16 protein-coding genes are annotated in these 22,406 nt (G+C 71.9%); 14 read left to right on the plus strand and 2 right to left on the minus strand.

From position 1 onward, the window contains the following. Nucleotides 1-90: 90 nt before the first annotated feature. Complete coding sequence (gene gabT / locus ABT078_RS04370) at nt 91-1,425, minus strand: 4-aminobutyrate--2-oxoglutarate transaminase (protein WP_351223612.1); 1,335 nt, start codon at nt 1,423-1,425, stop codon at nt 91-93. Nucleotides 1,426-1,628: 203 nt separating this feature from the next. On the opposite strand from gabT, the gene ABT078_RS04375 reads away from it, so the two are divergent. The 14 genes from ABT078_RS04375 to ABT078_RS04440 all read left to right on the plus strand — a co-directional run bounded on the left by ABT078_RS04375 (nt 1,629) and on the right by ABT078_RS04440 (nt 20,804). Further along, nucleotides 1,629-1,916: a hypothetical protein gene (locus tag ABT078_RS04375; RefSeq protein WP_351223614.1), complete on the plus strand. Its 288-nt coding sequence runs from the start codon at nt 1,629-1,631 to the stop codon at nt 1,914-1,916. Between the two features lie 48 nt (nt 1,917-1,964). Beyond that, nucleotides 1,965-4,277, plus strand: a complete 2,313-nt coding sequence (locus ABT078_RS04380) for a type IV secretory system conjugative DNA transfer family protein (protein ID WP_351223616.1) — start codon at nt 1,965-1,967, stop codon at nt 4,275-4,277. Between the two features lie 287 nt (nt 4,278-4,564). Next, complete coding sequence (locus tag ABT078_RS04385) at nt 4,565-6,157, plus strand: PucR family transcriptional regulator (protein ID WP_351223768.1); 1,593 nt, start codon at nt 4,565-4,567, stop codon at nt 6,155-6,157. A gap of 158 nt (nt 6,158-6,315) precedes the next feature. After that, nucleotides 6,316-7,296: an EamA family transporter gene (locus tag ABT078_RS04390; protein ID WP_351223618.1), complete on the plus strand. Its 981-nt coding sequence runs from the start codon at nt 6,316-6,318 to the stop codon at nt 7,294-7,296. A gap of 140 nt (nt 7,297-7,436) precedes the next feature. After that, complete coding sequence (locus ABT078_RS04395) at nt 7,437-8,882, plus strand: aldehyde dehydrogenase family protein (protein WP_351223620.1); 1,446 nt, start codon at nt 7,437-7,439, stop codon at nt 8,880-8,882. A 191-nt stretch (nt 8,883-9,073) separates the two neighbouring features. Continuing rightward, complete coding sequence (locus tag ABT078_RS04400; RefSeq protein WP_351223622.1) at nt 9,074-11,020, plus strand: acyl-CoA dehydrogenase family protein; 1,947 nt, start codon at nt 9,074-9,076, stop codon at nt 11,018-11,020. A gap of 316 nt (nt 11,021-11,336) precedes the next feature. Then, nucleotides 11,337-12,575 (plus strand): 3-phosphoshikimate 1-carboxyvinyltransferase, encoded by a 1,239-nt coding sequence (gene aroA, locus ABT078_RS04405; RefSeq protein ID WP_351223624.1) that lies wholly within the window; start codon nt 11,337-11,339, stop codon nt 12,573-12,575. A gap of 99 nt (nt 12,576-12,674) precedes the next feature. Next, the gene (locus tag ABT078_RS04410; RefSeq protein WP_351223626.1) at nt 12,675-13,448 is read left to right on the plus strand and encodes a hypothetical protein; all 774 of its coding nucleotides are present in this window, start codon (nt 12,675-12,677) and stop codon (nt 13,446-13,448) included. A 61-nt stretch (nt 13,449-13,509) separates the two neighbouring features. Further along, nucleotides 13,510-14,814: a 1-deoxy-D-xylulose-5-phosphate reductoisomerase gene (dxr, locus tag ABT078_RS04415; RefSeq protein ID WP_351223628.1), complete on the plus strand. Its 1,305-nt coding sequence runs from the start codon at nt 13,510-13,512 to the stop codon at nt 14,812-14,814. Next, on the plus strand, nt 14,811-16,112 hold the full coding sequence (locus ABT078_RS04420) for a M50 family metallopeptidase (RefSeq protein WP_351223630.1): 1,302 nt from the start codon (nt 14,811-14,813) through the stop codon (nt 16,110-16,112). Before dxr ends, ABT078_RS04420 begins: the two co-directional genes overlap by 4 nt. 164 nt (nt 16,113-16,276) lie before the next feature. Next, nucleotides 16,277-17,431, plus strand: a complete 1,155-nt coding sequence (gene ispG, locus ABT078_RS04425) for a flavodoxin-dependent (E)-4-hydroxy-3-methylbut-2-enyl-diphosphate synthase (RefSeq protein WP_351223632.1) — start codon at nt 16,277-16,279, stop codon at nt 17,429-17,431. A gap of 152 nt (nt 17,432-17,583) precedes the next feature. Continuing rightward, complete coding sequence (locus ABT078_RS04430; protein WP_351223634.1) at nt 17,584-18,429, plus strand: GNAT family N-acetyltransferase; 846 nt, start codon at nt 17,584-17,586, stop codon at nt 18,427-18,429. Nucleotides 18,430-18,459: 30 nt separating this feature from the next. Continuing rightward, nucleotides 18,460-18,999, plus strand: coding sequence for a GNAT family N-acetyltransferase (locus tag ABT078_RS04435; protein ID WP_351223636.1), 540 nt, complete (start codon nt 18,460-18,462; stop codon nt 18,997-18,999). Nucleotides 19,000-19,103: 104 nt separating this feature from the next. Further along, nucleotides 19,104-20,804: a proline--tRNA ligase gene (locus tag ABT078_RS04440; RefSeq protein WP_351223638.1), complete on the plus strand. Its 1,701-nt coding sequence runs from the start codon at nt 19,104-19,106 to the stop codon at nt 20,802-20,804. A 712-nt stretch (nt 20,805-21,516) separates the two neighbouring features. Here ABT078_RS04440 and ABT078_RS04445 read toward each other — a convergent pair. Further along, a complete protein-coding gene (locus tag ABT078_RS04445; RefSeq protein ID WP_351223640.1) occupies nt 21,517-22,389 on the minus strand; it encodes an aminoglycoside phosphotransferase family protein in 873 nt (290 codons plus the stop codon). Nucleotides 22,390-22,406: the final 17 nt, after the last annotated feature.

Below are 22,406 nucleotides of genomic sequence, written 5' to 3' on the forward strand. Positions count from 1 at the left end.
CCAACAGCCGGAACGGCATCCCGCCATTGGCCCCCCACACACTCTTCACAGAAACGCGCGATTACTGGGGGTTACTCCCGATATCCGGCGTCAGGCCGCGGCGAAGGCCCCCTCGAGGATGTCCAGACCCTCGTTGAGCAGGTCCTCCCCGATGACCAGCGGCGGCAGGAAGCGGAGCACGTTGCCGTACGTACCGCAGGTCAGGACGAGCAGACCCTCGGCGTGGCAGGCCTTCGCGAGCGCGCCGGCGGCCTCCGGGTTCGGCTCCTTGGTGGCCGGGTCCTTCACCAGCTCGATCGCGACCATGGCGCCGCGGCCGCGGATGTCGCCGATGATCTCGTACTTCTCCTGCATGGCGGAGAGGCGGCCCTTCATGACCTCCTCGATGCGCTTGGCCTTGCCGTTGAGGTCCTGCTCGCGCATGGTCTCGATGGCGCCGAGCGCACCGGCGCAGGCCACCGGGTTTCCGCCGTAGGTGCCGCCCAGGCCGCCCGCGTGCGGGGCGTCCATGATCTCGGCGCGGCCGGTGACGGCGGCGAGCGGCAGACCGCCCGCGATGCCCTTGGCGGTGGTGATCAGGTCCGGGACGATGCCCTCGTCCTCGCAGGCGAACCACTGGCCGGTGCGGCAGAAGCCGGACTGGATCTCGTCGGCGACGAAGACGATGCCATTGTCCTTGGCGAACTGCGCGATCGCCGGGAGGAAGCCCTTGGCCGGCTCGATGAAGCCACCCTCGCCGAGGACCGGCTCGATGATGATCGCGGCGACGTTGTCGGGGCCGATCTGCTTGGAGATCTGGTCGATGGCCTGGGCGGCGGCCTCGGGGCCGCAGTTCTCCGGGCCGGTCGGCCAGCGGTAGCCGTAGGCGACCGGGACGCGGTAGACCTCGGGGGCGAACGGGCCGAAGCCGTGCTTGTACGGCATGTTCTTGGCGGTCAGCGCCATGGTGAGGTTCGTACGGCCGTGGTAGCCGTGGTCGAAGACGACGACGGCCTGGCGCTTGGTGTACGACCGGGCGATCTTGACGGCGTTCTCGACGGCCTCGGCGCCGGAGTTGAACAGCGCGGACTTCTTGGCGTGGTCGCCCGGGGTGAGCTCGGCGAGGGCCTCACAGACCTCCACGTAGCCCTCGTACGGCGTGACCATGAAACAGGTGTGCGTGAAGTCCTGCAGCTGGGCGGACGCGCGGCGCACGACAGCCTCGGCGGAGGCACCCACGGAGGTCACGGCGATGCCGGAGCCGAAGTCGATGAGGCGGTTGCCGTCGACGTCCTCGATGATGCCGCCACCGGCGCGGGTGGTGAACACCGGCAGCACGGAGCCCACGCCGCCCGCGACCGCGGAGAGACGGCGGGCCTGCAGTTCCTGCGACTTGGGGCCGGGGATGGCGGTGACGACGCGGCGCTCCTGCGGGATTGCGGTCATGAGGGCTCCTGGGGTGTCTTTCGGAGTTTTGGACGCACTTCTGCTTTCTTCGCAGGCTAGGTCCGGGCCAGGGGGTCCGGCATGCTCCGTTCGGGAGTGGTGGGGGCGTGTCCTTGTCCGTCGCGGACATAGAGCGACGGCCCCTCGGGACTCCTTCCAGGATCACTCGGGACGGGTGGTCCGGGCGAGGACGATTCGCCGCGATGGTCGAGCTGCTGGAGGGCCACTCCCATCGGGTCCTCGGCTCCGGGACCGGCACGTCACGCTTCGTCACCGGCGCCTACGGCTTCCGGCGGGCCCAGATCAACGCCCTGCTCTCCGCGGCCGGCACCGAGGGCCGGGACGCCCTCGTCGACGTACTGCCGGCACCGCTCGCCCCCGAGGTGTACGACCGGCGCAGGACCCTCGGACTCGCGCCGGAGCAGGTCATTGCCGCGCCGGAGCGGCTCGCCCGCGGCGTACTCGCTGAACTCCCCGCCGCCGGGCACTAGATTGACGGTGGCACAGACGCGGTCCTGGCTGTTCAGGGGGCAGGGTTCATGGACACCGAAGGCACGTACGACGCACGCGGTACGCGGGCGGGCAGCGCCGGGAGCGCGCAGCCGCTCCCGCACTCCGTCCCGCGCCCCGCCGGCCCCCCGCCGGTGCCTCCCGCCGTCCCCCCGGCCCCCTCGCACGCCCCCGCCCCCGCGACGGGCGCGTCAGTCGCCGACTGGCTGCGTACACCCCGGCCCCAGGCCGAGCCCGGCATCTGGCGCCTGGGCCACCGGGCGCGCCCGGAGCAGGAGCCGGAACTCGTCCCCGCCCGGCCGCTGATCAGCGGTGCGGTGATCGCGTTCCTCGCCGGCTGGCTGTTCTGGTCCCTGCTGTGGAACCACTACCTCGAAGGGTGGTGGTTCTTCGTCAAGGACTGGTGGCTGCTGCCCATGCTCTGGCTGGTGCCCGACTCCTGGCAGAACGGGACCAGCGCCCACTTCGAGCTGTTCGTCACGGCGACGTACATCTACAACGGCCTCGTCCTGACCCTGCTCGCGGTGGGTTCGGGGCGGGTCGGCAACTGGAACGAGATCTGGCGCCGGTACGGCGTGCCGCTGTGGCCGCTGTTCGTGCTGCTCCCCGGCGTGTGGCGGGAGATGCCCAGGAGCGTCTGGTGGCTCGAATGGGCCTCGAACCTCTACTACGTGTGCCTCGTGACCGCCGTCGTCGCGGCCCTCGGCAGGGCCGGCACCTGGCCGGTGCTCGCGCGCCGCAAGGACGCGCCCGCCGCCGAGCGGGAGCCGGGGCCGCAGCACGACCCCGCGGACTGGCCCGAGCTGCGGACGGCAGGGCTCGACGAGACGGCCCGTACCCTCGCCGACGCGACGAGGAAGGGCCTGCTCGGCGATGTCGACTACGCCCGGATCCGCCGCGCCTGGCAGGGTGTCCGCACCCGCCCCGAGCGGCTGCCCGCCTTCACCGACGCCGTCCGCGCCGACGGGCCCGCCGCCTGCGCCCACCCCTCGGGCGTACGGGACCTGCCCGTCCGCACCGCCGCCCACGACCTCGCCACCGGTCAGGTGCGGATCGGCACCGCCGCCGACCACCCCCGCAATCCCTATGCCCGGCGCACCACCGGTGTCGCCCTCGAACCCGCGCTGCTCGGGACCTCGCTGCTGGCCGTCGGACCCTCCGGTTCCGGGAAGACCGTGCGGCTCGTACGGCCCGTCGTCGAGGCCATGTGTCTGCAGGCGCTCGCCAACCGGGCCGCCGTCGTCGCCGTCACCGCCCACGGCACCGCGCTCGCGCCCGATGACGCCTTCGACCTCGTCATCGCCCTCGGGCGGCCCGACTCCACGCACGACCTCGATCTCTACGGCGGCGCCGACGACCCGGACGAGGCCGCCCGCATCCTCGCCGAGGCGCTCGTCGGCGACCTGACGGTCGACAGCCGCCGGGCCGCCACCGCGCTCGCCCAGCTCATCGGGCCGTACCGGAGCGTCCACGGCCACTTCCCGGCCGTGCCGGAACTGCGCGAGCTCGTGGGCGGAGCGCCGGGGGCGCTCACCGGGCTGCGCGCCGCGCTGGAGGCGGCGGGCGAGGCGTCCCAGCTGCGCGAACTCGACGCCCGGGCACGGCAGTCGGAGCGCGCGGACGACATCGGCGTGCTGCTCGCCGAGCGGATCGCGTTCCTCGACCGCCCCGCGTTCGCGCAGTTCTTCCGCACGAAGGAGCCCGGCCGGCAGTTCTCGCTGCGAGCCATCGAGCACCCGCTGCGGGTACGGGTCGACCTGCCGGAACGCGGCCACGCCGAGGCTTCCCGGATCATCGCGAGGCTGGTCCTCGCCCAGTTCACGGAAGCGGCGCTCGCCCGTACCGACCGGTCGCTCTTCGCGTGTCTGGTCCTCGACGACGCCACGTACACCGTGACCGCGGACTCCGTGCGGGCCGTGCAGCGGCTGCGTTCGACGAACGCCGGGGTCGTGCTGTCGCTGCGGACGCTGGAGGACGTGCCCGAGGCGCTGCGCGGGCCGCTGCTGGGCGCGGTCGGCTGCCGGATGGCGTTCGCCGGGCTCGGACCCTGGGACGGGGGGCGGTTCGCGGAGACCTGGGGCACCGAGTGGGTGCAGACCCGGGACGTCACCAACCGGCAGATCATCTCGGACGAGCCGCTGACCAAGGCACTGCACTTCATGCGGCGGCTGGTGACCGGGAAGGCCGCCACCGCGGAGGCAGTGACGGTCCGTGAGGTCGAGCGGGAGCGCTGGTCGGCGTCCGACCTGGCGCACTCCGTGCCGGCCGGTCATGCGGTGCTGTCGCTGACGTCGGTGCGCGGCGAGCACGCGCCGCCGCTGCTGGTGGACCTGAGGACCTGAGGACCTGAGGACCTGAGGACGTGTGGACCTGAGGACGTGAGGACGTGAGGACGTGAGGACGTGAGGACGTGAGGACGTGAGGTCGCGAGGCTTCAGGGCCTGGGGGCCGAGCGGACCTGCGCTCACGGCGCGGCCCACAGCCTGACCTGCACCTGACCTGCCCCCGACCCGGCTCGGACCCCGATTGACACCGACGGGACCCGCGAACTCGTACGCCCTGGCAGAATCGAGGTATGCCGTTCATACGGGACGGCGAAAAACTCCCTCTGCCGAAAGCCCGCGGTCCCATGCCGGTCACCCTCGCCTCGCTCGTCCAGCACTCCGCGCTCAAGCTGACCGTGCGCGCTGGGGAGGACCGGCTCGGGACCCCCGTGCGCTGGGCGCACGTCAGCGAACTCGCCGACCCCGTGCCGTACATGGAGGGCGGCGAGCTGCTCCTCGTCACCGCGCTGACGCTGGACGCCGCGGACCCCGAGGCGATGCGCCGCTACGTGCGGCGGCTGGTCGGCGCCGGTGTGGTCGGGCTCGGCTTCGCCGTCGGCGTCAGCTACGACGACGTCCCCGAGGCGCTGCTGAACGCGGCGAAGGAGGAGGACTTCCCGCTCCTCGAAGTGCCGCGCCGCACCCCGTTCCTCGCCATCAGCAAGGCCGTGTCCGCCGCCATGGCCGCCGACCAGTACCGGGCCGTGACCGCGGGCTTCGAAGCCCAGCGCGAGCTCACCCGCGCCGCCCTCGCCGAGGGCCCGGCGGCGCTGCTCGCCAAGCTCGCCTCGCACATCGACGGATGGGCCGCGCTCTACGACGCCTCCGGCGCCGTCGTCGCCGCCGCACCCGACTGGGCCGCCCGGCGCGCCGCCCGGCTCACCGCCGATGTGGAGCGGCTGCGCGAGCGGCCCGCGCCCGCCAGCGCCGTCGTCGGCGGCACGGATGACCGGGTCGAACTGCAGTCGCTGGGCACCGGGCGGCGGGTGCGGGGAGCGCTCGCCGTCGGCACGGGCGCCCCGCTGGGGACGGCGGAGCGGTACGCCGTGCACTCCGCGATCGCGCTGCTGACGCTCACGACGGAACGTTCCCGGTCGCTGCAGCGAGCCGAGCACCGCCTCGGCGCGGCGGTGCTGCGGATGATGCTGTCCGGGCAGCCGGACCACGCCAGGGCGGTCGCGGGGGATCTGTACGGCGAGCTCCTCGACGCGCCCTTCCGGCTGCTCATCGCCGAGCGCGCGGGCGAGCCGGACCCGGCGGCCGAGCACCCCGTGCACGCGCTCGCCGAGTCGCTGGAGTCCGCGGCGTCACGGTCCGGCGAGGCGATGCTGAGCGTTCCCGAGGGCGACGACCGGCTCGTCGTCCTCGCCGTGGACGGGGGCGCCGTCGTCGGCGCCTGCGAGCCGTACACGGAGCGGGAGGCCGAGGAAGCGGGCATCGTCGTCGGGATGTCCGCCCCGACCGGCCCGAGCGCCGCTGCATCGGCCTACAAGCAGGCCGAGCAGGCGCTCACCGTCGCCCGCCGGAGGGGGCGGGCCCTCGTCGAGCACGAGGAGCTCGCCGCCGGCTCGGTATTGCCGCTTCTCGCCGACGACGCCGTGCGGGCCTTCGCCGACGGCATGCTCCGTGCCCTGTACGAACACGACGCGACCGGCCGCGGCGACCTCGTGGCCTCCCTGCGCGCCTGGCTCTCCCGCCACGGCCAGTGGGACGCGGCGGCCGCCGACCTCGGCGTCCACCGCCACACCCTCCGCTACCGCATGCGCCGCGTCGAGGAGATCCTCGGGCGCTCCCTGGACGACCCGGACGTCCGCATGGAGCTCTGGCTGGCCCTGAAGGCGACCGCGGAGCCGGCTGCGGGTCCGGCGACCGACGCCGCGACGGACACGGTGCCCTAGCCCCACGGGGTCCAGAACGAAGTAATTTCCGTTCCCCTGCCCGAAGTCGGGCAGAAATTCTGGAGTTTGCGTGCTGAAGTACTAGGGTCCTGCCTCGTGATCTCCAGTGACGGGGAGGCGCCCGCCGCCCGTCCGCGAGACGAGGACGAGAAGGACCCATGACGCAACCCGCTCCCTGCACCGGCACATCCGCGACCGAAGCAGCCGCCACCACCACCACCGCCGTACCGACCGCCGGCACCGCACCCGGGCGCCGGATATCCGGGGCCATATGGGCCGCCCTCGCCATCGTGTACGTCGTCTGGGGGTCGACGTACCTCGGCATCCGCGTCGTCGTCGAGACGATGCCGCCGTTCCTCTCCGCCGGCGCCCGTTTCATCGCCGCCGGACTGATCCTCGCCGCGATCATCGCCTGGCGGCAGGGGCCATCGGCCCTGAAGGTCACCCGCGCCCAGCTCGCCTCCGCCGCGGTCGTCGGTCTCCTGCTCCTCCTCGGCGGCAACGGACTCGTCGTCCTCGCCGAGACCGCCGTGCCCTCCGGGCTCGCGGCCCTGCTGGTCGCCGTCGTCCCCGCCTGGGTCGTCGTGCTGCGCAGGGCCTCGGGCGAGCGGCCCGGTCTCGGCGCGTACGGCGGCGTCCTGCTCGGGCTCGCGGGCCTCGCCGTGCTGACCCTCCCCGGGCTGAGCGGCGACGTACGCCTCTGGGGCGTCCTCACCGTGATCGCGGCGACCGTCATGTGGTCGGTCGGCTCCTTCTCCTCCGCCCGCATCCCCATGCCCGCCAATCCCTTCGCGGCGAGCGCGTACGAAATGGTCGCGGGCGGCATCGGCTGCCTGCTGGTCGGGCTCGGCCGGGGCGAGCAGCACGGCTTCGTGCTCGGCGAGGTGTCCGGACGCTCCTGGACCGCCCTCGGCTATCTCGTCGTCTTCGGCTCGCTCATCGCGTTCACGGCGTACGCCTGGCTGCTCCACTCCGCGCCGCTCTCGCTGGTCGCCACGTACGCGTACGTCAACCCGATCGTCGCCGTGCTTCTCGGCGCACTGGTCCTGAACGAGCGGCTGACCTGGCCGATTGCCGTCGGCGGCGCCGTCGTGGTGGCCGGGGTGTGCCTGATCGTCAGCACGGAACGCCGCCGCTGACACCCCCTGCGTCGCGCGCACTCGCCAAAGCGGCAGGGCGGCCCCGCCGACCACTCCAACGCGGACAAACCACGACCCGGCCCGGCCGCCCTACCGTGTGAGAAGAGGCAACCCACTACTTCGGAAGGGCCGGACCCCATATGACTTCCACCCACGCCTTCTGGCTCGCCGGCCGCCAGGCCACCGGCGACGCGACCTTCGACGTCACGTCCCCGTGGGACGGCCGGGTCGTCGGCACGGTGTCCGTGCCGACCGACGCCCAGGTCGAGGAGGCCGTGGCCGCCGCGCACGCCGTCGTGGACGAGTTCGCGGCGACCCCCGCCCATGTCCGCGCCGCCGCCCTCGACCACGTGTCCAGGCGTCTGGTCGAGCGCACCGAGGAGATCGCCCAGCTGATCTCCGCCGAGAACGGCAAGCCGATCAAGTGGGCCCGCGGCGAGGTCGGCCGTGCCGTCTCCGTCTTCCGTTTCGCCGCCGAGGAGGCCCGCCGCTTCAACGGCGGCGAGGCCCAGCGCCTCGACACCGATCCCGGCGGCCAGGGCCGTCTCGCCCTCACCCGCCGCTTCCCCAAGGGCGTCGTTCTCGGCATCGCGCCGTTCAACTTCCCGCTGAACCTCTGCGCCCACAAGATCGCCCCGGCCATCGCCGTAGGCGCGCCGATCATCCTGAAGCCGGCCCCCGCCACCCCGCTCTCCGGCCTGATCATCGGCGAGCTGCTGGCCGAGACCGAACTGCCCGCCGGCTCCTGGTCCGTCCTGCCGGTCCTGAACGAGTCCATGCCCGCACTGGTCCAGGACGAGCGCCTGCCGGTGATCTCGTTCACCGGCTCGGACAAGGTCGGCTACGCCATCCAGGCGTCCGTGCCGCACAAGCACTGCACCCTGGAGCTCGGCGGCAACGGCGCGGCCGTCGTCCTCGCCGACTGGTCGTCCGACGAGGACCTGGACTGGGCCGCGACCCGGATCGCGACCTTCTCCAACGGCCAGGGCGGCCAGTCCTGCATCTCCGTCCAGCGAGTCATCGCCGACGCCCCGGTCTACGACCGGCTCGTCCCGAGGATCGTCGCCGCCGTCGAGGCGATGGCCACCGGCGACCCGTCCGACGAGGCGACCGACGTCGGCCCGCTCGTCAGCGAGGACGCCGCCAAGCGGGTCGAGTCCTGGGTCGACGAGGCCGTGAACGCCGGCGCCATCCTCCTCACCGGCGGCAAGCGCGACGGCGCGACCTACGCCCCCACCGTCCTCGCCGACCTGCCGGCCGACACCACCCTCGCCCGCGAGGAGGTCTTCGGTCCGGTCCTCAGCATCCAGCGCGTCGACGGTGCGGACGAGGCCTTCGCCGAGGTCAACAACTCCAGGTTCGGCCTGCAGACCGGCGTCTTCACCCACAACCTGCAGACCGCGTTCCGCGCCCACCGCGCACTCGAGGTCGGCGGCGTGATCGTCGGCGACGTCCCTTCCTACCGCGCCGACCAGATGCCGTACGGCGGCGTCAAGCAGTCCGGTGTGGGCCGCGAGGGCGTCAAGTACGCGATGGACGACTACACGTACGAGCGGGTGCTCGTCCTCACCGGACTGGCCCTGTAGTACGACGCGAGCCGACGGCCGGAGCCCACTGTGCGGGGGCTTCGGCCGTCTTCGTGTCTCTGCGTGCACACGTACACCCAGGTGCGCCGCAGGACTGGTGAGGTGGTCGGTATTCGGGTAGATACGGACGAGTAGCACCGTACGGTAATTCCGTGCGGCCGCCCCCGACGCTGCGGCGAGGTGAGTCCCTCATGTCCGCCCCTTCGAAACCGCAAACCGCGCCCAAGGTCTCCGAGCGGGAAGCCCGTCAGGTTGCCGAGGCCGCCCGCGAGCAGGGCTGGCGCAAGCCCAGCTTTGCCAAGGAACTGTTCCTTGGCCGCTTCCGGCTCGACCTGATCCATCCCCATCCGATGCCGTCCCCCGAAGACGTCCAGCGCGGCGAGCAGTTCCTCGCCAAACTGCGCGACTTCTGCGAGACACAGATCGACAGCGCCCGCATCGAGCGCGAGGCCCGGATCCCGGACGAGGTGATCAGCGGGCTGAAGGAGCTCGGTGCCCTCGGCATGAAGATCGACCCGAAGTACGGCGGGCTCGGGCTCACCCAGGTGTACTACAACAAGGCCCTGGGCCTCGTCGGCTCCGCCAGCCCCGCCGTGGGTGCGCTGCTCTCCGCGCACCAGTCGATCGGCGTGCCGCAGCCGTTGAAGCTCTTCGGCACGCAGGAGCAGAAGGACGCGTTCCTGCCGCGATGTGCCCGTACGGACATCACGGCCTTCCTGCTCACCGAGCCGGACGTGGGCTCCGACCCGGCGCGCCTGGCGACCATGGCCGTGCCGGACGGCGACGACTACGTCCTCGACGGCGTCAAGCTCTGGACCACCAACGGCGTGGTCGCCGATCTGCTCGTCGTCATGGCCCGCGTGCCCAGGTCCGATGGCCACAAGGGCGGCATCACCGCCTTCGTCGTCGAAGCGGCGTCCCCGGGCATCACGGTCGAGAACCGCAACGCCTTCATGGGCCTGCGCGGCATCGAGAACGGCGTGACCCGCTTCCACCAGGTCCGCGTTCCGGCCGCGAACCGTATCGGCCCCGAGGGCGCGGGCCTCAAGATCGCCCTGACCACGCTCAACACCGGGCGGCTGTCGCTGCCCGCGATGTGCGTGGGCGCGGGGAAGTGGTCCCTCAAGATCGCCCGCGAGTGGTCCGCCGTGCGTGAGCAGTGGGGCAAGCCCGTCGCCAGGCACGAGGCCGTCGGCTCGAAGATCTCCTTCATCGCGGCGACCACCTTCGCCATGGAGGCCATGGTCGACCTGTCGTCCCAGATGGCCGACGAGGACCGCAACGACATCCGCATCGAAGCGGCGCTCGCCAAGCTGTACGGATCCGAGATGGCCTGGCTGATCGCCGACGAGCTGATCCAGATCCGCGGCGGCCGCGGCTTCGAGACCGCGGAGTCGCTGGCCGCGCGCGGCGAGCGAGCGGTGCCGGCCGAGCAGATGCTGCGCGACCTGCGCATCAACCGGATCTTCGAGGGTTCGACCGAGATCATGCATCTGCTGATCGCCCGCGAGGCGGTCGACGCGCATCTCGCGGTCGCCGGCGACATCATCGACCCGGACAAGTCCCTCGGCGACAAGGCGAAGGCAGGCGCGCAGGCAACCGCGTTCTACGCCCGCTGGCTGCCGAAGCTGGTGGCCGGGCCGGGGCAACTGCCGGGATCGTACGCCGAGTTCCACCGGGGAGGTCACACCGATCTCGCCACCCACCTGCGGTACGTGGAGCGCTCGGCACGCAAGCTCGCGCGGTCCACGTTCTACGCGATGTCCCGCTGGCAGGGCCGGATGGAGACCAAGCAGGGCTTCCTCGGCCGGGTCGTCGACATCGGCGCCGAACTCTTCGCGATGAGCGCGGCATGCGTACGGGCGGAGCAGATGCGGATCACCGGCGACCACGGCCGCGAGGCGTACCAGCTCGCGGACGCGTTCTGCCGCCAGTCGCGCATCCGCGTCGACGAACTCTTCGGCCGCCTCTGGGCGAACACGGACGATCTCGACCGCAAGGTCGTCAACGGTGTCCTCGCGGGCACGTACACCTGGCTGGAACAGGGCGTCATCGACCCCAGTGGCGATGGCCCCTGGATCGCGGACGCCACACCGGGTCCGGCGACCCGGGGGAACGTCCACCGGCCGATCCGCTGACCCACTCCGGGGGGGGTGCATGCGCCCCCACTCACCCACCCGTTGTGGTCATGCGTTCCGCCAGGGCGGAACCGGCGGGCGCCTCTCATGGAGGGGCGCCCGTACCGGGGTGCTGTGCGGCAGTCGCCCCGCCCTGCGGGACGATGCCCACCACTGAGGCGGCCACTGAGGCGGCGTTCGCGGGGCGGCGCGGACGCCCGCGCCCGGGACGGCGTGTGGAGTCCGGTGAAGGACGCCTGCCCGCACGAGAGGGGGAGCCGTCCCGCCCCCTGGACGTCTGTCCGCAACGCGGGCCCACGGCGGCAGGATGTCGGGCGTGACCGTCATCGACATTCCCGGCTCCAAGTCCGTCACGGCCCGCGCCCTGTTCCTCGCCGCCGCGGCCGAAGGAACGACCACCCTCCTTCGCCCGCTCGTCTCGGACGACACCGAGGGCTTCGCCGAGGGCCTGACCCGGCTCGGGTACCGGGTCGAGCGCGCCCCGGACGCCTGGCGCATCGAGGGCAGGCCCCAGGGCCCCGCCGCCGAGGCGGACGTGTACTGCCGCGACGGCGCCACCACCGCCCGCTTTCTCCCGGCCCTCGCTGCGGCCGGCCACGGCACCTACCGCTTCGACGCCTCCCCTCAGATGCGCCGCCGCCCCCTCGGCCCCCTCACCGAAGCCCTCCGCACCCTCGGTGTGGACCTTCGCCACGAGGAGACCGACGGTCATCACCCCCTCCGCATCGCCGCGCACGGCATCAAGGGTGGCGAACTCACCCTCGACGCGGGCCAGTCGTCCCAGTACCTCACCGCCCTGCTCATGCTCGGCCCGCTCACCGACGAGGGACTGCGCATCACCGTCACCGATCTCGTCTCCGCCCCGTACGTCGAGATCACCCTCGCGATGATGCGCGCCTTCGGCGTCGAAGTGGCCCGTGCGGGAGACACGTTCACCGTTCCGCCCGGCGGTTACCGCGCCACCTCGTACGCAGTCGAACCGGACGCCTCCACCGCGAGCTACTTCTTCGCCGCCGCGGCCATCGGCCCCGGCCGCGAGATCACCGTTCCCGGCCTCGGCGGCGGCGCCCTCCAGGGCGATCTGCGGTTCGTGGACGTGCTCGGGGCCATGGGCGCCGGCGTCCGCCTCACCCCGGACGGCACCACCGTCCGCGGCACCGGCCGGCTCCGCGGACTCACCGTCAGCATGCGCGACATCTCGGACACCATGCCGACCCTCGCCGCCATCGCACCCTTCGCCGAAGGACCGGTCCGCATCAAGGACGTCGGCAACACCCGCGTCAAGGAGTGCGACCGGCTGGAGGCCTGCGCGCTGAACCTCCGCCGCCTCGGCATCACCGTCACCACGGGCCCCGACTGGATCGAGATCCGGCCCGGCACACCCCGCGCGACCGAGATCGCCACCCACGGCGACCACCGCATCGTGATGTCGTTCGCCGTCACCGGACTGCGGGCCCCCGGGATGACGTACGACGACCCCGGATGCGTACGCAAGACCTTCCCCGGATTCCACGAGGCCTTCGCAGCAGTCGTGAGCCTTCTCGATCGCAACTGACTCGCAGTCAATACGCCGTGACACCGGGCGCCCTCATGGACCACAATCGGGCGTCGACCACCATCGGTCGATCGGCATCAACCGAGGAACGGGGCAGGGATGTTCGGGGCGGGGAACCACACGGGACACCGGCTGACGCGGCGCGCGGCCGCCGTCGCGCTCGTCGCAGCCGTGCTCGGCGGCACGGCCGGCTGCGGCGGGGACGAAGGGGAAGGGAAGCCCGACGGCGACAACAAGCCGACGGCGAGCGCCGGAACCGGCTCGGCCGCCCCCGGCGCACTCAGCCGACAGCAGCTCACCGCGCTCGCCTTCACCGACGGCGAGAAGGTGGGCAGGTACACCGCGTCCGAGTTCACCCTCGGTGCCCCGCTCGGTGAGGAGTACACAGCCGACCCCGCCACCTGCCAGCCGCTGGTCAGCCTCGCCAAGGGCGCGACCTCGTACGCCCCTGCGGCCGAGGTGCACCGCAAGGTCGACGTTCCCGACGAGATGATCGGCACCACCGTCGCCGTACAGCTGCGCAGCTACACCCCCGCGGTCGCCGCCGGTGTCATGAAGGCCCTGGACAAGGCCGGCAAGGAGTGCGCCGCCGGGTTCACCGAGGTACGCGCCATTGCGAAGGCGAAGTATCTGAAGGTGGAGCCGGCCAAGGCCCCGGCCGTCGGCGACGAGGCGAAGGCGTACCGCTTCACGATCCTCGACGTGAAGGGGGAGCTGAAGCTCTACGAGTACCTCACCGTCGTCCGCTCCGGGTCCACCACGCTGTCCTTCCGCGCCGAGATCACCGACACCAAGGACATCGGGGGAGTGCCGGAGGAAGTGATCACGGCGCAGTGGGAGAAATTCTCCGCCGGCAGGCCGAAGGGCGCGTAGGGACACCCCGGACAGGGACGCCCTGTCCGGGCCCACAGCGGATGCGGCAACAATGGGGGGCATGAGCGACAGCCCATCCCCCCTCGCCGACCCGCACATCGCCTTCGATCCGGCCGAAGGCCGCCGGGACATCGTCGTCCTCGGCTCCACCGGGTCCATCGGCACGCAGGCCATCGACCTGGTCCTGCGCAACCCCGACCGCTTCCGCGTCACCGCGCTCTCCGCCGCGGGCGGCAGGGTCGGTCTGCTCGCCGAGCAGGCGCACACACTGCGGGTGAGCACGGTCGCCGTCGCGCGCGAGGACGCCGTGCCCGCGCTCCGCGAGGCCCTGCGGGCGCAGTACGGGACGGGCGAGCCGCTCCCCGAGATCCTCGTCGGCCCCGACGCGGCGGCCGAGATCGCCGCATCCGACTGCCACACCGTGCTCAACGGCATCACCGGATCCATCGGCCTCGCGCCCACCCTCGCCGCCCTCGCGGCGGGCCGCACCCTCGCCCTCGCCAACAAGGAGTCGCTGATCGTCGGCGGCCCGCTGGTCAAGGCACTGGCGAAGCCCGGCCAGATCATCCCCGTCGACTCCGAGCACGCCGCGCTCTTCCAGGCCCTGGCCGCCGGCACCCGCGCCGATGTCCGCAAGCTCGTCGTCACCGCGTCCGGCGGCCCCTTCCGCGGCCGTACGAGGGCGGAGCTCGCCGACGTCACCCCCGAGGACGCCCTCGCGCACCCCACCTGGGCCATGGGCCCGGTGATCACGGTCAACAGCGCGACCCTCGTCAACAAGGGCCTGGAAGTCATCGAGGCACATCTCCTCTACGACATCCCGTTCGACCGCATCGAGGTCGTCGTCCACCCCCAGTCGTACGTTCACTCGATGGTGGAGTTCACGGACGGCTCGACGCTCGCCCAGGCGACCCCGCCGGACATGCGCGGGCCGATCGCCATCGGCATCGGGTGGCCCCAGCGGGTGCCCGACGCCGCCCCGGCCTTCGACTGGTCCAAGGCTGCCACCTGGGAGTTCTTCCCGCTCGACGCCGAGGCCTTCCCCTCCGTCGGGCTCGCCCGGCATGTCGGGGAACTGGGCGGTACGGCGCCTGCGGTGTTCAATGCCGCGAACGAGGAGTGCGTCGACGCGTTTCTCGCGGGACGGCTGCCGTTCAACGGAATCATGGATACGGTCACGGCAGTCGTCGGTGAGCACCAGGGTGCACGGGGAACCTCGCTGACGGTCCCGGACGTCCTGGAAGCGGAGACCTGGGCGCGCGCCCGCGCCCGGGAACTGGCCGGACGGACCGGCCGGGCAGGGCAGGCCCACCAGGCCGGCCAGGCGGAACAGACAGCGAAGGCGACAGCGGAGGCTCGCGCATGACGATTCTGTTGACGGTCCTCGGCATAGTGCTCTTCGCCGTCGGACTGCTCTTCTCCATCGCCTGGCACGAGCTCGGCCATCTCTCCACGGCCAAGCTCTTCGGCATCCGGGTGCCCCAGTACATGGTCGGCTTCGGCCCCACGATCTGGTCGCGGCACAAGGGCGAGACGGAGTACGGAATCAAGGCGATCCCGGCCGGCGGCTACATCCGCATGATCGGGATGTTCCCGCCGGGCGAGGACGGCCGCATCGAGGCCCGCTCCACCTCGCCCTGGCGCGGAATGATCGAGGACGCCCGCTCGGCGGCCTTCGAGGAGCTGAAGCCCGGCGACGAGACCCGGCTCTTCTACACGCGCAAGCCCTGGAAGCGCGTCATCGTGATGTTCGCGGGTCCGTTCATGAACCTGGTGCTCGCCGTCGCGATCTTCCTCGGCGTGCTGATGACGTTCGGCACACCGACGCAGACCACCGAGGTGGCCGGCGTCCAGAAGTGCGTCATCGAGCAGAGCGAGAAGCGCGAGAAGTGCGCGAAGGGTGACCCGGTGGGTCCTGCCCAGGCCGCCGGTCTTCAGGTGGGCGACCGGATCGTCGCCTTCAACGGGGTGCCGGTCAAGGACTGGGCCGACCTGTCCAACCGCATCCGCGCCACCATCGGCCCCGCCACCGTCACCGTCGAACGCGGAGGCGAGGAGAAGGTCCTCCACGCGACGCTCGCCGAGAACGTGGTGGTCGAGAAGGACGCCGACGGGGAGGTCGTGCCCGAAGGCTTCGTCAAGGCCGGCTACCTGGGCTTCGCCGCCAGGACCGAGATCGTGCCGCAGAGCTTCGGCCAGTCGGTGGACCGCATGGGCGACATGATCGAGGCCGGCGCCGAGTCGATCATCTCGCTCCCCGCCAAGGTCCCCGATCTGTGGGACGCGGCCTTCGGCGACGGCGAACGCAAGGACGACTCGCCCGTCGGCGTGGTCGGTGCCGCGCGCATCAGCGGCGAGGTGCTCAACCTGGACGTACCGACCCAGAACATCGTCGCCACGTTCCTGATGCTGCTCGCGGGCTTCAACCTCTCCCTCTTCCTGTTCAACATGCTTCCGCTGCTGCCGCTCGACGGCGGCCACATCGCGGGGGCGCTGTGGGAGTCGGTACGCCGCCATGTCGCCAGGCTGTTCCGCCGACCCGACCCGGGACCGTTCGACGTGGCGAAGCTGATGCCGGTCGCCTATGTGGTGGCGGGGATCTTCATCGCCTTCACCCTGCTCGTCCTTGTCGCCGACATCGTCAACCCGGTGAAAATCTCCTAGCAACGAGCCGTTCGGAGTGGCCGGGCATGCTTGACGCCCGGCCACTCGTTCTTCGGGAGCCACGACGGGCGCGATGTGCTCGGGCAGAGGCCCGTGGCGTAATCTCAGAGCCTGGAGCCCGCCGACATCGGGACCTCGATCCACACCTTGGGGTTGCACAGCAGATGACCGCGATTTCTCTCGGTATCCCGTCCGTTCCGACCAAGCTCGCCGACCGCCGGGTCAGCCGAAAGATCCAGGTCGGCTCGGTCGCCGTCGGCGGAGACGCTCCCGTGTCCGTGCAGTCGATGACGACGACGCGGACCTCCGACATCGGCGCGACACTGCAGCAGATCGCCGAGCTGACGGCGTCCGGCTGCCAGATCGTCCGCGTCGCCTGCCCGACGCAGGACGACGCCGACGCGCTCGCCACGATCGCCAGGAAGTCCCAGATCCCGGTGATCGCGGACATCCACTTCCAGCCGAAGTACGTGTTCGCCGCCATCGACGCGGGCTGTGCGGCGGTCCGGGTCAACCCGGGCAACATCAAGCAGTTCGACGACAAGGTCAAGGAGATCGCGCGGGCCGCCAAGGACGCGGGCACCCCGATCCGTATCGGCGTCAACGCGGGCTCGCTCGACGCCCGGCTGCTGAAGAAGTACGGCAAGGCCACCCCCGAGGCGCTCGTCGAGTCCGCGCTGTGGGAGGCGTCGCTCTTCGAGGAGCACGGGTTCCGCGACATCAAGATCTCGGTCAAGCACAACGACCCGGTCGTCATGGTCAACGCCTACCGCCAGCTGGCCGCCCAGTGCGACTACCCGCTGCACCTCGGCGTCACCGAGGCCGGCCCGGCGTTCCAAGGCACGATCAAGTCCGCCGTCGCCTTCGGCGCGCTGCTGAGCGAGGGCATCGGCGACACGATCCGCGTCTCGCTGTCCGCGCCGCCGGCCGAGGAGGTCAAGGTCGGCATCCAGATCCTGGAGTCGCTGAACCTCCGCCAGCGCCGCCTGGAGATCGTCTCCTGCCCGTCCTGCGGCCGCGCCCAGGTCGACGTCTACAAGCTCGCCGACCAGGTCACCGCGGGCCTGGAGGGCATGGAGGTCCCGCTGCGCGTGGCCGTCATGGGCTGCGTCGTCAACGGTCCGGGCGAGGCCCGTGAGGCCGACCTCGGCGTCGCGTCCGGCAACGGCAAGGGCCAGATCTTCGTCAAGGGCGAGGTCATCAAGACCGTGCCCGAGTCGAAGATCGTCGAGACCCTCATCGAAGAGGCCATGAAGATCGCCGAGCAGATGGAGAAGGACGGGATCGCATCGGGCGAGCCCGAGGTCTCCGTCAGCTGATCCACCGCGCACGCAGAGCACCGCCGGGACCGGGCCCCACCAGGGGCCCGGTCCCCCTTGCGCGTGCGGTGCGACTCGGCATCTCCGGGTACAGTGCGGAGACCAGCGGACCAGGCCCGGAACGGTGCCGAAGGAGTGTGGGAGCGGCCCTCGTGTTGACGCAGACGACCACCCGGGTCCTCGACCCCGGCGACCTCGGCGCAGCGCTCGCCGTCCTCGAGAGCGAGCCCGTCGCCAACGCGTTCGTCACGTCCCGCGTGCAGGTCGCCGGGCTCGACCCCTGGCGCCTCGGCGGTGAGATGTGGGGCTGGTACGAGGACGGGCGGCTCCGCTCGCTCTGCTACTCCGGCGCCAATCTCGTCCCCATCTGCGCACCGCCCGAGGCCGTCCGCGCCTTCGCCGAGCGCGCCCGCAGGACCGGTCGCCGCTGTTCGTCCATCGTCGGCCCAGCCGAGTCCACCGGCCTGCTGTGGCGGCTCCTCGAGCCCAGCTGGGGACCGGCCCGCGAGGTCCGTGCCCACCAGCCCCTGATGGTCACCGAGTCCCTGCCGGCGGACATCGCGCCCGACCCGTACGTCCGCCGCATCGGCAAGAACGAGGTGGATGTGATCATGCCCGCGTGCGTGGCCATGTTCACGGAGGAGGTCGGGGTCTCCCCGCTCGCCGGCGACGGCGGACTGCTCTACCAGGCACGCGTCGCCGAACTGGTCGGCACCGGGCGCGCCTTCGCCCGTATCGACGACGGCAAGGTCGTCTTCAAGGCCGAGATCGGCGCGGCGACCGCGCAGGCCTGCCAGATCCAGGGCGTCTGGGTCGACCCCGAGTTCCGTGGCCGCGGGCTCTCCGAGACCGGCATGGCCGCGGTGCTGCGCTACGCGCTCGCCGATGTGGCACCCGTCGTCAGCCTGTACGTCAACGACTACAACACGGCCGCTCGTGCGGCGTACCGCCGCGTCGGGTTCCGCGAGGTGGGCGCCTTCATGAGCGTGCTGTTCTGACCAGTTCCGGGGCCAAGTAGGGTGCCCGGCATGGAACACGATGTCGTGGTCGGACCCGTCGACCTGGCGGCGCGCGTGGACGACGCGCTCGCCGTGCAGGCCCTCGCCTTCGGGCTCAGCGAGGACGAGATCGCGATCCGCCGCCATATCGTGCTCCGCCACCTGCTCTACCCCGGCGCCTGCGCCCTCGGCGCGACGACCCCCGAGGGCCGGCTCGTCGGCTTCGTCTACGGCATGCCCAACGACCGCACCCACTGGTGGTCCACCGTCGTCGAGCCCTACCTGCGCAGCCGCGGTGCCGACGACTGGCTCGACGACTCCTTCGTCATCACCGAGCTCCACGTCCACCCCGCGTACCAGGGCCGGGGCATCGGCCGCACCCTGATCACCACCATCACGGACGGCGCCCCCCAGCCCCGCTCGATCCTCTCCGCCATCGACGTCGAGAGCCCGGCCCGCGGGCTCTACCGCGTCCTCGGCTACGAGGACCTGGCCCGCCACGTCCTGTTCCCCAGCGCACCGAAGCCGTATGCGGTGATGGGGGCGCCACTGCCGCTGCGACGGAGCTGAGCAGGGGCGCCGCTGCCGCTGCCGCGCCGGAACTGATTTCCGCCTCCGGGACCGCCCGGCTAACCTCCTGCACACCACCCTTTCTTGTACGCAGGAGAAAACCCATGGCAGCCCAGGTCCAGCGCATGTCCCGTCTGATGGTCAAGACATTGCGCGACGACCCGGCGGATGCGGAGACGCTCAGCCACAAGCTCCTGGTCCGCGCCGGATACGTGCGCCGCAACGCCGCCGGGATCTGGAGCTGGCTGCCGCTGGGCATGCGGGTCCTGGAGAACGTCGCCCGTGTCGTGCGCGAGGAGATGGACGCCATCGGCGCACAGGAAGTGCTGCTTCCGGCCCTCCTGCCCAAGGAGCCGTACGAGGCGACCGGGCGCTGGAACGAGTACGGCGCCGAGCTCTTCCGCCTCCAGGACCGCAAGGGCGCGGACTACCTGCTGGGCCCGACCCACGAGGAGATCTTCACCCTGCTCGTCAAGGACCAGTGCACGTCCTACAAGGACCTGCCGGTGATCCTCTACCAGATCCAGACGAAGTACCGCGACGAGGCGCGTCCGCGCTCGGGCATCCTGCGCGGCCGTGAGTTCCAGATGAAGGACTCGTACTCCTTCGACACGACGGACGAGGGCCTGGCCGAGTCGTACCGGCTGCACCGCGAGGCGTACATCAAGATCTTCCAGCGCCTGGGCCTGGAGCACCGCATCGTCTCCGCCGTCTCCGGCGCGATGGGCGGCTCGGCGTCCGAGGAGTTCCTCGCGCCGGCCCCCGCGGGCGAGGACACCTTCGTGTACTGCCCGTCCTGCGACTACGCCGCGAACACCGAGGCCGTGACCTTCAAGGCCGCGTCGCCCGCCGACGCCTCTGCGCACGGTCCCGTCGAGGAGCTCGACACCCCCGACACCCCGACCATCGAGACGCTCGCCGAGCACCTCGGCGTCCCGGCCTCCGCGACGCTGAAGAACCTCCTGGTGAAGGTCGACGGCGAGATCGTCGCGGTCGGTGTCCCCGGGAACCGCGAGGTCGATCTCGGCAAGCTCACCGACCACCTCGCGCCCGCCGTGGTCGAGCTGGTCACCGCGGAGGACTTCGAGGGCCGCCCGGACCTGGTCCGTGGCTACGTCGGCCCGCAGGGCCTGGAGAAGGTCCGCTACATCGCCGACCCCCGCATCGCGCCGGGCACGGCGTGGATCACCGGTGCGAACAAGCCGGACACGCACGCGAAGAACGTCGTCTGCGGCCGTGACTTCCAGGTCGACGACCACCTCGACGTCGTCGTGGTCGAGGACGGCGACCCGTGCCCGTCCTGCGGCACCGGGCTGAAGCTGGACCGCGCGATCGAGATCGGTCACATCTTCCAGCTCGGCCGCAAGTACGCGGACGCCTTCCAGCTCGACGTGCTCGGCCAGAACGGCAAGCCCGTCCGGGTGACCATGGGCTCGTACGGCATCGGCGTCTCGCGCGCGGTCGCGGCCCTGGCCGAGCAGCACGCGGACGAGCAGGGCCTGTGCTGGCCGCGCGAGATCGCCCCGGCGGACGTGCACGTCGTCGCCGCGGGCAAGGCGCTCCAGACCGAGCTGGCGCTCGACGTCGCCGAGCAGCTGGGCGCAGCGGGTGTGCGCGTCCTGGTGGACGACCGGGCGGGCGTCTCCCCGGGCGTCAAGTTCACCGACGCGGAACTCATCGGTGTCCCGCAGATCCTGGTCGCCGGCCGCCGCTCGGCCGAGGGCGTCGTCGAACTGAAGGACCGCCGCACGGGTGCCCGCGAGGAGCTCCCGGTCGCGGAAGCGATCGCCCGCCTCCTGGGCTGACGGGGCGCTGGTCCCGGAGGGGCGTCCCCCTCCGGGCTCGCGGTCTCCGATCCGGCGGGGATGCTTCTGCCGTCCCGGCCCGGTGGGTGGTGTGTGGCCACCCGTCCACCGGGCTGAGCCGCCGGGGCGCCGGCCCCCGAGGGGGACGCGCAGGGGTCGTGTTCTGGACGTCAAGGCGCCGGCAGCTCGCGCGGAGCGCGGTGAGGACCGACAGGTCCAGGACACGAGCCCCGGAGCGGAGCTCGACGGCAACCGATCCGGCACCGGGCGACCCCACACACCCAAGTCCGTCCGGGGGTCCCACACCGCAGGGCGTAGCGGAGATCGAGGAGGGACACCCCGGACGCCGACCGGCCACCGGGCCGCCCCATTCGGGGCGAGGAACCCACAGCCCCGTGGTGCGAGGTCGCCCTGTCCGGGGGTGGCTGTGGGGGCTCGGGGGCGGCAGTCCACGGGCTCGGACGTAGTACGGGAGCCCACAGCCCTGTGGTGCGAGGTCGAGTCCACGGGCTCGGGCACCCCGTACCCGTAGTACCGGAACGCACAGCCCCGTGGTGCGAGATGGCCCTGTCCGGGGGAGTTGCGGGGGCTCGGGGCGGCAGTCCACGGGCTCGGGCACCCCGTACCTGTAGTACCGGAACGCACAGCCCCGTGGTGCGAGATGGCCCTGTCCGGGGGGTTTGCGGTGGGCTCGGGGCGGCAGCCCACGGGCTCAGAGCCAGGCCGCGAACTCCAGCGTCAGCTCAGCCTCCTGGACGCGGCCCGCGGCCATCGCCCGCGCCCCCGACTCCACCGCGCGGAAGATCGTCCAGCCCCGCAGCCGCTCGGGGTCCACGTCCAGCGAGTCCGCGAGACGGTTGACGCGGCGACGGGCCGCCGAGGCGCCCGAGGTCGTCGCGACGAGGTCCTCGACGCGGTCGCGGACCAGCCGGGCCAGGTCGTACGCGCGTTCGCCGACGACCGGCTCCGGCCCGACCGCCAGCCACGGCGCACGGTCACCTCCGAGAACTTTGCTCTGGCGGAAGTTGCCGTGGAGCAGGAGGTCTTCGGGGGAGGCGGCGACCAGCTCCTCCCGCGCCGACGTCGCCGCGGCCACCAGCGCCGCAGGCACCCCCTCCGCCGGCGACGACATCGCGGCGGCCTGCCGGCCCGTACGCGCGGCCACCGACTCGAAGGCGTGGCCCGCAGGCGGCGCGACCCACAGCCGCCGCACCGTCCCCGCCGCTTCCAGCAGCGCTTTGGACTCCGGCAACGACCGCACCGACACCTCCGGATGCAGCCGCTCCAGCACCAGCGCCCCCTCGGACGCGTCCAGCACCCGCACCGCACCGGAGCCGTTCCAGTGCGCCAGAGCGGCATGCTCCGCCTCGGCCGCGGCCGACGGCGGGACGAGCTTCAGCGCCGCCGGTGCACCGTCCTGGCGCCGTACGAGGACGACCAGGCTGCTCCGCCCGCCGGGGACCGCCACCCGTTCGACGTCCAGTCCGTGCCGGGCGACCGCCTCCTCCAGGAGCTTGGGCAGCTGTCCGAGCCAGTCGCTGTCGCCGAGCGCCCGCACCAGACGCAGGGGCGGTTCGAAACCCATACGTGCGTTGTTCCCCT

Source organism: Streptomyces sp. NPDC002133 (assembly GCF_040296405.1).
GTDB lineage: Bacteria > Actinomycetota > Actinomycetes > Streptomycetales > Streptomycetaceae > Streptomyces.